We start from the raw sequence: 10,422 nt of genomic DNA on the forward strand, positions 1-10,422 counted from the left end.
CCCTTTTTTAAAAAATTATATGTATAATTATTAAACTGAATTTAGTGTTTGTTTATATGTATTTTATTAAAAATAAGGCTGGCCTATAGCCAGCCTTTGAGTTTATATTTAGTTATTTATTTACTATTGTCTTTTACAATCTGATCAACCTTTTGAACCATTTGATCTGTTGCTTCTTCAGCAGTTAGTTTACCCTGTCCTAATTGATTTATAATATTGAACATTTCTGTACTCATCTTAGTGTAGTATTTAGGAACACCATTAGGGAATGGTGATTCAACCTTCTTAGATTGTTCAATAACAAATTCAGGTGCATCAATTTCTTTATCCTTAATCATTTTTTCAAGTACGCTTGTTCTAGTTGGCATTATATATACAGCCTTATTTAATTTAACCTGAGTTTCAGGCTTGTAGAACCATTCAACAAATTTCTTTGCAGCTTCTTTATTTTTAGAGAATGGTGAAATACCTACAGCTTCTGTAAATGATATAGACTTTGTTGCAATTCCATCTTTACCAGGGAAAGGTATAGCTTTTACCTGACCAACAACTTTTGATTCTTTTTCGTCATTTACACTTGTTACATAAGAAGTAGGACCTTCAAGGAATGCCCCGTTACCATTTTGTATTCCCTTGAATACATCCATACCTGGTGTAGAAACGCTGTTAGGGTCAAGATAACCCTTCTTTAGCATAGTTTCTATAAGTTTAAGAGCATCTAGGGTACTTTCTTTATTTAAAGTTCCATCATCATTAAATACAATTCCATTTCTAGTATAAGCTAAAGTCATGAAAGAAGTAGTTGTTTTTTCTTCAGCTGTTAAAGGGAATAACAGTGGATACTCAACAGATTTTGCATCTTTCATTTTTGCAAATGAATTTTCAAGCTCTGTCCAATTCTTTGGATTTTCAGTTAATCCAGCTTTTTTCATCATTTCTTGATTCATATAAGCAAGTCTCATATCATTAGAATAAGGTACAGCATATATTCCGTCATTAACCTTGAAGTATGCTAAAGAAGGCATATCTTTTTGAACCTCTTCAGGAACATCTAGTTTTTCAAGCCAACCTGCACTTTCGAATTCTCCAACCCAAGACCAATCTACTTCAAAAACATCTGCAGGAGCATTTTTTCCTGTTGACGCTACTGAGACTTTTTTCTTAATATCATCCCAACCAGTTTTTTGAAGATTTACCTTTATACCTGTTTCATCTTTAAACTCTTCAAGCATTTCTTCGCTTGGTGCTCCCCAGTCAGGAATCATTAAAGTGATTTCTTTACCGTCAGATTTTGTTGACTCTCCCGACTCCGCTTCTTCCTTGTTTCCACATCCTGATAGAAGCCCCATAGTCATAACTGCAGCTAATGCAATTGCCGATATTTTTTTAAATTTCATGTTAGCACTCCTTTTTAAAATAATAAAAATTTAATTAATTTTGTTATCTAACACAAATTATATCATAATGTATAATCTTTCACATATAGTATAGCTTTTTAGTATATTTTGATATGTGAATATAGAATAAAACTATAACATCATATTAGAGTATTATAATATAAAATACCTAAAGCATAAAAAAGTAGTAATAATAGTAAATAAAAAAGTTATATATATTGTAAAAAATAATATATGGTATCATATAGTGAAAGGAAGTTTTATTAATGTGGAAATAGATATATTAATGATATATAATGAGTTTATGAAAAAATTATAGGAGATAAAAAATGAAGGGAATTATTTTTAAAAATATTATTAAATCGTATGATAAAAAGAAAAATGTTATAGATAATTTCAATCTTGAAATAAAAGATGGAGAGTTCGTTGTAATGCTTGGTCCTTCCGGCTGTGGAAAATCTACACTTTTAAGAATACTTGCAGGATTGGAAGATATTGATTCAGGTGAAATATATATTGATGATAAAAAAATAAATGATGTAGAAGCCAAAGATAGAAATATTGCTATGGTTTTCCAAAATTATGCACTTTATCCTCATATGACTGTTTATAAAAATATTGCCATAAGCCTTATTTTAAAGAAAACACCTAAAGACATAGTTGAAAAAAGTGTAAAAGAAGTAGCATCAGTTCTTGATATAGAAGATCTACTTGATAGAAAGCCTAGACAACTTTCAGGTGGTCAAATGCAGAGAGTTGCTTTAGCCAGAGCAATGATAAGAAAACCTAAAGTATTTTTAATGGATGAGCCACTTTCAAATCTTGATTCAAAACTTAGAGTACAGACTAGAGCCGAAATAATGAAACTCTATAGAAGTCTTAAAACTACTACAATATATGTAACTCATGATCAAGTTGAAGCAATGACAATGGCAACTACAATAGTTCTTATGAAAGATGGATTAATTCAACAGAAGGGGACACCAGAAGAACTTTATAATAAGCCTTCAAATATTTTTGTTGCTGGCTTTATAGGTGCTCCTCAAATGAACTTTATAAATGCGAAGGCTAATAAGGGGAATATAAATATAGTAAACAACACTTTTAAATATGAAAAAGCAATGAATAAGGATATAATAGTTGGAATAAGACCAGAAGATATTTCAATTGTTTCTGGAAGTGACTTTCAAGTTGAATTAGTTGAAAATCTTGGAAGTGAAAAGTTGATATATTTATCATCAGAAAAATTTAGTGAAATTAAAGAAGTTATAGTAAGATGTGGAGTTGATAATAGAATTTCAATATCCGATAGATGTAATTTAAAAATTAATGAAAAGGGACTTCATGTTTTTGATAGAGAAACAGAAGAAAGAATATAATTAATAAATTAATTTGAATTATTTTTAGAAAAGAGGTATTAGATGAAGCTATATAATAGTACACATAATTTTTTTAGAGGAAATGAAAGTAGTAAAACTCTTGAAAAACTTCTTAAATATAACAATAGTACAGAAATAAATAATATAGAAGTTGTAAGAAATGAGGAGTTTGGTTTTTTTGCAGTGTTTAAATCAGATAGTCAATGCTTTATAAATCTTGAAAATGAGTACGACCTTCCATGGTGGGGATTAGATAGAAGATATAGATTAAAAGTTGAATCTGAGCTAGATATAACTTCTCATTTGATAGCCTATGTAAAAGATGATGATGACATAGAAAAAGCAGACATTATACTAAATGAAAAATCAGGGGAATATCCAAAAGGGGAGGTTCCTATATTTATAGAAGGGAAAATACCAGAAGATTTTAAGGAAGATTCTTTTAAAATAGTAATTAAATTATTTTCTGCCAATGGATACGAGGCAGAGAGACTTGAAGAAAAAAGAACGATTACAGTAAGGGTAATCGATTATAAGTTAGATATGAATATTGAAAAATCTTTTTATTTGGATTTATGGCAGCATCCTTCTTCATGGGCAAGGGTATATAGAGTGGATTATTTTTCAGATCAGCATTTCGATATTATAGAAAAATATATTAAGGAAATGGCAAAATTAGGTCAGAAAGTAATAGACCTTATTGTTTCGGATTTTCCATGGGCAGGTCAGAAGTGTTTTGGAATAAATAAAAATCCTTCTAGATTATATGAATATAATATTGTGTCTGTTAGGAAAAAAGCTGGAAATTTTATATATGATTTTAGAAATATGGATAGATATATAGACCTTTGTATGAAGTACGGTATAAAAGATGAAATAAATATTTTTGGGATTATAGGAAATTGGCATGGTCTAGATTTTGGCTCTCCTATTGAGGAGTATAGAGATCCTATAAGAGTAAAAGTATACGATGAAGATATGGGTATTTATGATTTTATAAGAAATAAAAATGAACTGAAAAAATATATTAGGGCTATATTTGATCACTTGGATAAAAGAGGGCTTTTAGAAATAACCAAGGTAATAGGAGACGAGCCTGGAGCAAATGATTTATTTAAAGTATTCTCAGAGTTTATAGAAGAGGCAAGTGGAAGAAAAATAAACTTTAAGTATGCACTTCATAGTAATTCATTTTTTAGGGAGTATAAGGGGGATATGGATAGTTTTTCAATGAATACACTTTTATTAGCAGATTCAAGTGAGAATGGAAAAGTCATAGGCAAGTTGGGAGAAAATGCGCACAAAATGACATGGTATTCATGCTGTTTCCCTGAAAATTTTAATGTTTTTATTAAGAGTCCACTTATTGAGTCTAGATATATAGGCCCTTATACATATATTTGGAATTTTAAAGGTATGCTTAGATGGGCGTATGGAATATATGTGGAAGATGTGTATAAAGATATTAGGTATAAGCCTGAAAAATGGGCTGCTGGTGATATGTTCTTTATATATCCAGGAAAAAATGGAGAACCACTGCATAGTTTGAGAGAGAAAAATATGCTTTATAGTATTCAAGATTTTAATATTTTTAGAAAACTTGAAAAAGAAGGTGTAGATGTTCAAAAAGAACTTAAAGAGAGGTTGTCTATAAGTGGAAATATAGACAGAGTTGATAACAATGTTCTTCTTGAAGAATATAAAAATATAAATGATTATGAAAAAATAAGAAATGAAATAATAAAGTCAGTTTTGAAATAGTAATAAAGATTTATAATTATAGACAAGAGTATAATGTTTAAAGAAAAATTTTAAAAAGTATCTTTTCTAATAAAAAAGAAAGTATTTAAAAAGTTTAAGTATTAGGAGGAAGTTTATGGATCTAAAAATATTTCCATCTAAATTAGAGGGAAGCATTAAAATACCACCGTCTAAGAGTATTGCTCATAGGGCTATTATATGTGCATCACTTGCAGATGGAAGGAGTGAACTAGATAATATAGCATATTCAGATGATATAAATGCTAGTATTAATGCAATGAAATCCTTAGGAGCAAGTTTTGAGAGAGATGGAAAGAAGTTAATTGTATATGGGAAATCTTCTTCAAAGGTAAATAGTGAAAATATAAAAATAGATTGCTGTGAATCTGGTTCTACAATAAGGTTTTTACTGCCTATACTTACCCTATTTAAGGGTAAGTATAGCATACATACCAAAGGTAGGCTTTTAGATAGACCTATGACACCATATTATGAAATATTTGATAAAGAGGATGTTGAATATAAGAGAGAGGGAAGTGTCTTAGAAATTTTTGTAAAGAAAAGCTTTGAATCTAGCATTTTTAATATGAGAGGGGATATTAGCTCCCAATTTATATCAGGAATGATGTTTATGCTTCCACTACTTAATCATGACAGTGAAATAGTAATATCTGGTAAAATGGAATCTAAGTCTTATGTTGACCTTACGATAGATTGTTTGAATAAGTTTGGTATTACAATAGAAAATAATAATTATAAGTCATTTTATATAAGTGGAAATCAAAGTTATAAGTCTAGAGATTTATATATAGAAGGAGATTATTCTCAGCTGGCTTTTTTTGCAGTAGCTGATGCCTTGGGAAATAAAGTAGAAATTCTGGACATAGAGAAAAATTCTCTACAAGGTGATAAAAAGATATTAGAAATTCTAGAGAGTTTTGGTGCAAAGCTAGAGTTTGGAAAAGATGGGAAAAGTTTAAAAATTATTGAAAGCAAAAAGAAAGCATATAACTTTAATGGAAGTCAGATTCCGGATATAGTACCGATAATTTCTCTATTAGCATCTTTAAGTGAAGGGAAAACAGAAATTAGTGATATTTCAAGATTAAAGATCAAGGAATCAGATAGATTAAAAGCTGTTTATACTGAACTTAGTAAGCTAGGAGCTAGTATTGAAATGGGCGAGGATTTTTTAATTATACAGGGTGTGAAAAGTTTTAAAGGAAAAGTTAAAGTAGATAGCTATAAGGATCATAGAATTGCTATGATGTTGGCAATTGCAGCAACTGTATGTGAAGAAGAAATAGTTTTGCAAAATGCTGAAGTAGTATCGAAGTCATATCCCAATTTTTGGGAAGATTATAGAAAGTTAGGTGGTAAATATGAGTGCTACATGGGGGAAAAATTTTAAAGTAAGTATATTTGGAGAGTCTCATGGAAGTCATATTGGAATAGTAATAGATGGTATTACTCCAGGAGTAAAGATAGATTTTGAAAATATTTTAGAAGAAATGGGAAGACGTGCTCCAGGAAAGAGCAATATTTCAACATCTAGAACAGAAGAAGATTTTCCAGAGATAATAAGTGGATTATTTAATGGTTATACTACAGGAGCTCCACTTACTGCGATTATAAAGAACAAGGATCATAGGTCAAAAGATTATTCCCAATTAAAGGATATAATGAGACCGGGACATGCTGATTATACTTCTAAAATAAAATATAATGCTTATAATGACTATAGAGGTGGTGGACATTTTTCAGGGCGTATAACAGCGCCACTTGTATTTGCTGGAGCTATTGCCAAGCAGATTTTACAAGAAAATGGAATTTATATTGCCTCGCATATTTTAAGCGTAGGAAATATAAAAGATGATAGATTTTCGGAAGGAACTTTATCAAAAGAAGAGTTTGATAAATTAAAGAAAAAGAAACTTGCCCTTTTAAATTCAAATAAAGAGGATGAAATAAGAGAACTGATTTTGAAAACAAAAGAAGAAGGGGATTCTCTAGGTGGTGTAGTAGAATGTGCTGCAATTGGAATAGAGGCAGGCATAGGAGATCCATTTTTTGATTCTGTAGAATCTGTCATATCTTCTATTGTATTTTCAGTGCCTGCTGTCAAAGGCATAGAATTCGGTTTAGGGTTTGATATGTCAAAGATGAAGGGCTCAGAAGCAAATGATGAGTTCTACTTTGATGACAATAAAAATGTAAAAACAAAGACAAACCATAATGGAGGAATTAATGGTGGTATTACTAATGGAATGCCCGTAATATTTAGCGCGGCAATAAAGCCGACATCTTCAATAGCAAAAAAACAAGATACTATAAATATTCGAACTAAGGAAAATACTCAACTAGAGTTAACAGGAAGACATGACCCAATAATAGTACCAAGGGTTATGGTAGTCTTAGAATCTGTAATGGCAATAGCTATACTTGATTTAATATATGGAAGTAGGATATAAAATATAGATTGAAGTGAATCTTAAAAACTACTGAAAAAATATATAATAAGTAAAAATAATTTTAAAGTTTAAAATATAATGGAAAATTATGAAAAATAAATAATATTTTATTGATTATATAGGTATGTCATAGAAAAGCATATAATATATTAATAAAAAATTTAATAAAACGTAAATTTTAGCTTGACGGTATATATAGATGTGTTATTATAAATATAATCAAAATATTTAATTTTTTTGATAAAAGTATGGTTTTAATTAATGAGCAGCCTTATTGACTGCATAATAGAAATTTTGTTTAGGGTTGATTAGGAGAAAAAAATGAAGGTAATAGCAAATTACAGAGAGGAAATTGATTCAATAGATAGAGAACTTATAGCTCTATTTGAAAAAAGAATGGATATGGCACGTCTTGTTGCTGAATATAAAAAAGAAAACGATATGGAGATTTTTCATCAGGCAAGAGAAAGAGAAGTTATAAATAAATGTTTAGAAGATCTTGACAACAAAGAGTATGAACAATATGTTATAGAGTTCATGAAAAAAGTAATGGACTTGTCAAAGAAATTCCAATTTAACTTAATAAAATAGTAAAAAAATGATATTTATAAATCGTAGAATGAATCGGATATTGTAAAAATCCTACTTTTAATGTATTATTTAATTAGGATTTCGATATAGTCGAATTGAGCTGTTACGAAAAAGGTCTTACTAGCCGTTATGGCTAGTTTTTTTGCTAAAAATGGAGCTGTTGCAAAGAATAATTGCGCAGCTCTTTAGTTGCTTATACAAAAATAAAAAATTAAAAGTTTTAAAATTTTTATTGAGTGAAAGAGAAGTTAATAATATAATGTATAGGAGTGGAAAATTTTTAGTAAAAAATTAATCGATCTGCCTACTGACAGTCGATATAAACAGGAGGCAAATATGTTTAAAGATAATGTTGAAAATATAATAGATTCCGAAGAAACGGACCTTAGAAAACTTCAACTAGTCATTTTGGAAATAATGAAGGTAATTGATGAAATGTGTAGAGCAAACAATATAGAATACTGGATAGATTCTGGAACTCTTCTGGGTTCAGTAAGGCATGGAGGATTTATACCTTGGGATGACGATTGTGATATTTGTATGAAAAGAGAAGATTATGAGAAGTTTGAAAAAATAGCAGGTACAAATCTTCCTGAAGGGCTTTTTTATGATAGTAAGTATACAGTAAACAGATGTCAAAAAGAGGTCAATATACAGCCATCCTTTGCCAAGATATATTATTTGGGACATTTTAAAGGGTATGAAAGAGCATCAGGTGAGAAATGCATGGGAACATTTGTGGATATATTTCCATGTGATTCAGTAAATGAAAAAATGCTCAATAAAAAATGGTGCAAAGCACTTAATAGAATAAGTTATTTTAGAAAGACAAGACCTAGTAAATTTAGGGATCACATTAAGCTATTTTTACAGAATATTAAAGTTGAAAATATATGGATTGATTACTGTAAAAGAGCTAAGGAAAAAAAATTAACAGATAGTATCGTATATGGAGTAGACACACCTTTTATGGACAATAGATGGCGACATAGAAATGAAGTTGTGTTTCCTCTAAAGGAATATGATTTTGAAGGTTACAAATTCTATGGTCCTAGTGACTATGATACATACTTGAAGAAGTATTATGGGGACTATATGAGTTTTCCACCCGAGGAAGAAAGAGTACCCCATATTATTGATTTAGAATTATAGATAGGAGAGAAAAATGTCAAAAACTGCAAAAACTACGCTTGTTTTGATGCTAGTAACAATATTTTCAAAGATAATTGGTCTTATTAGAGAAACTGTTATGGCTGCAAGCTATGGTACTAGTATGTATAAGGCGGTATACGATATTGCAAACAATATACCTATTGTAATATTTGCTATAGTCGGAACTGCATTAGCAACAAGTTATATACCGGTTTTTAATAGAGTTGAAAAGGAAAGAGGAAAAGATGGAGCTATAGAATTTACAAATTCTATAATAAATATTGTAATTATAATATGTCTTTTACTTTCATTGTTGGGAATAGTATTTGCAAAGCCTTTAGTAAAAATATTTGCAATAGGTTATGAAGGTGAAGCCTTGAAATTGGCAGTTAACTTTACAAGAATACTTCTTCCTACAATAATATTTGTTGGAGTTGCAAATATACTGACTTCTTTTTTACAGGTAAAAGGAAAGTTTGTTATTCCTGGTCTTGTGGGTGTTCCATATAATATTATAATTATAGCCTCTATACTAATAAGTAAAAATACAACTATATTTGTACTTGTAATAGGTACATTTTTTGCGATATTATCAAAGACATTATTTATGGTTTTTGAAGCAAGAAGGCAGGGATTAAGATATAGACCAAAATTTAATATAAAGGATGATGCTATAAAAGAAATGGTAAATTTAATATTGCCAGTTCTTATAGGAGTCGGTGCATCTCAGATAAACTCAACGATAGATAAGAGTTTGGCAACAACTCTTGGATTCAACGTGGTATCTTCGTTTGGTTATGCTACAAAGCTTTATGAATTTGTTCAGGCTTTATTTATAACTTCTATTTTAGCAGTAGTATATCCAATGCTTGCAAAATATACAGCCTTTGAAAAAATGGATGAATTTAATAATTCATTGAGAAAGACAATAAATATAGTAATAGTAGCACTTGTGCCTATTGTAATTGGAGCTTGTGTTCTTTCTAGTCCAATAGTTAGAGTTTTATTCCAAAGAAGAAGTTTTACAACAAGTGATACAGCAGTAACTGCTAATATATTAATGTTTTATACAGTAGGTTTACTTGCTTTTGCAATAAGAGATGTTATTACCAGAGGGTTCTATTCAATGCATGATAGTAAAACACCAATGACTAATAGTATTATAGCCATATTCTTTAATATAGCCTTAAATTTAATATTAATAAAACCACTAGGTTATAAGGGTTTGGCTCTTGCTACAGCGGTTTCTGCATATATAGGATTGTTCCTGTTTGTAAGAAGTTTAAAAAAGAAAGCAGGAGATTTTGGTCTAAAAAATATAGGAATAGTGAGTATAAAAGCACTTTTTTCTGCGGCTATAATGGGAGTATGCTCATACTTTAGTTATAGATTTTCAATAGCTTTTATAGGAGAAAGTTTTTTAGGTGCACTAATATCACTAGCATTAGCAGTTATGATAGGAGCAATTGTGTATTGTGTGATAATGTATGTGCTTAGAGTAGATGAATTTAATGAAGTTATATTCATGGTTAAAGGTGGAATAACAAAAAAATTATCATTTATAAAAAGAAAATAGAATATTTGATACTCTTCTGTTAAAATTAGCAGAAGAGTATTTTTTATATAAATTTGTAGTTTTATAGAAAAAATCTATTTCAAAAAATATTTTTT

General features: G+C 29.5%; 8 protein-coding genes. 7 read left to right on the forward strand and 1 reads right to left on the reverse strand.

What is annotated here, in order from left to right; all coding sequences use genetic code 11:
* Nucleotides 1-116: 116 nt before the first annotated feature.
* Nucleotides 117-1,397 carry an ABC transporter substrate-binding protein gene (locus tag BMY82_RS06990; RefSeq protein ID WP_091975846.1) on the reverse strand — a complete coding sequence of 427 codons (1,281 nt, stop codon included), beginning with the start codon at nucleotides 1,395-1,397 and terminating at the stop codon, nucleotides 117-119.
* A gap of 329 nt (nucleotides 1,398-1,726) precedes the next feature.
* On the opposite strand from BMY82_RS06990, the gene BMY82_RS06995 reads away from it, so the two are divergent.
* The 7 genes from BMY82_RS06995 (at nucleotide 1,727) to murJ (ending at nucleotide 10,327) form a co-directional block, all read left to right on the forward strand.
* Nucleotides 1,727-2,776: an ABC transporter ATP-binding protein gene (locus tag BMY82_RS06995; RefSeq protein WP_091975847.1), complete on the forward strand. Its 1,050-nt coding sequence runs from the start codon at nucleotides 1,727-1,729 to the stop codon at nucleotides 2,774-2,776.
* 42 nt (nucleotides 2,777-2,818) lie between these two features.
* The gene (locus tag BMY82_RS07000) at nucleotides 2,819-4,537 is read left to right on the forward strand and encodes a DUF4091 domain-containing protein (RefSeq protein WP_091975848.1); all 1,719 of its coding nucleotides are present in this window, start codon (nucleotides 2,819-2,821) and stop codon (nucleotides 4,535-4,537) included.
* Between the two features lie 115 nt (nucleotides 4,538-4,652).
* Entirely contained in the window at nucleotides 4,653-5,948 is a 1,296-nt protein-coding gene (gene aroA, locus BMY82_RS07005; RefSeq protein ID WP_091975849.1) for a 3-phosphoshikimate 1-carboxyvinyltransferase, read from the forward strand.
* Complete coding sequence (gene aroC / locus BMY82_RS07010) at nucleotides 5,920-7,008, forward strand: chorismate synthase (RefSeq protein WP_091975850.1); 1,089 nt, start codon at nucleotides 5,920-5,922, stop codon at nucleotides 7,006-7,008. The genes aroA and aroC overlap by 29 nt, the downstream gene beginning before the upstream one ends.
* 321 nt (nucleotides 7,009-7,329) lie before the next feature.
* On the forward strand, nucleotides 7,330-7,599 hold the full coding sequence (locus BMY82_RS07015; RefSeq protein ID WP_091975851.1) for a chorismate mutase: 270 nt from the start codon (nucleotides 7,330-7,332) through the stop codon (nucleotides 7,597-7,599).
* Nucleotides 7,600-7,935: 336 nt separating this feature from the next.
* A complete protein-coding gene (locus BMY82_RS07020; protein ID WP_091975852.1) occupies nucleotides 7,936-8,751 on the forward strand; it encodes a LicD family protein in 816 nt (271 codons plus the stop codon).
* A 13-nt stretch (nucleotides 8,752-8,764) separates the two neighbouring features.
* On the forward strand, nucleotides 8,765-10,327 hold the full coding sequence (gene murJ, locus BMY82_RS07025) for a murein biosynthesis integral membrane protein MurJ (RefSeq protein WP_091975853.1): 1,563 nt from the start codon (nucleotides 8,765-8,767) through the stop codon (nucleotides 10,325-10,327).
* Nucleotides 10,328-10,422 lie beyond the last annotated feature (95 nt).

Origin of the sequence: Peptostreptococcus russellii, assembly GCF_900110295.1 — a bacterium.
Taxonomy (GTDB): Bacteria; Bacillota; Clostridia; order Peptostreptococcales; family Peptostreptococcaceae; genus Peptostreptococcus; species Peptostreptococcus russellii_A.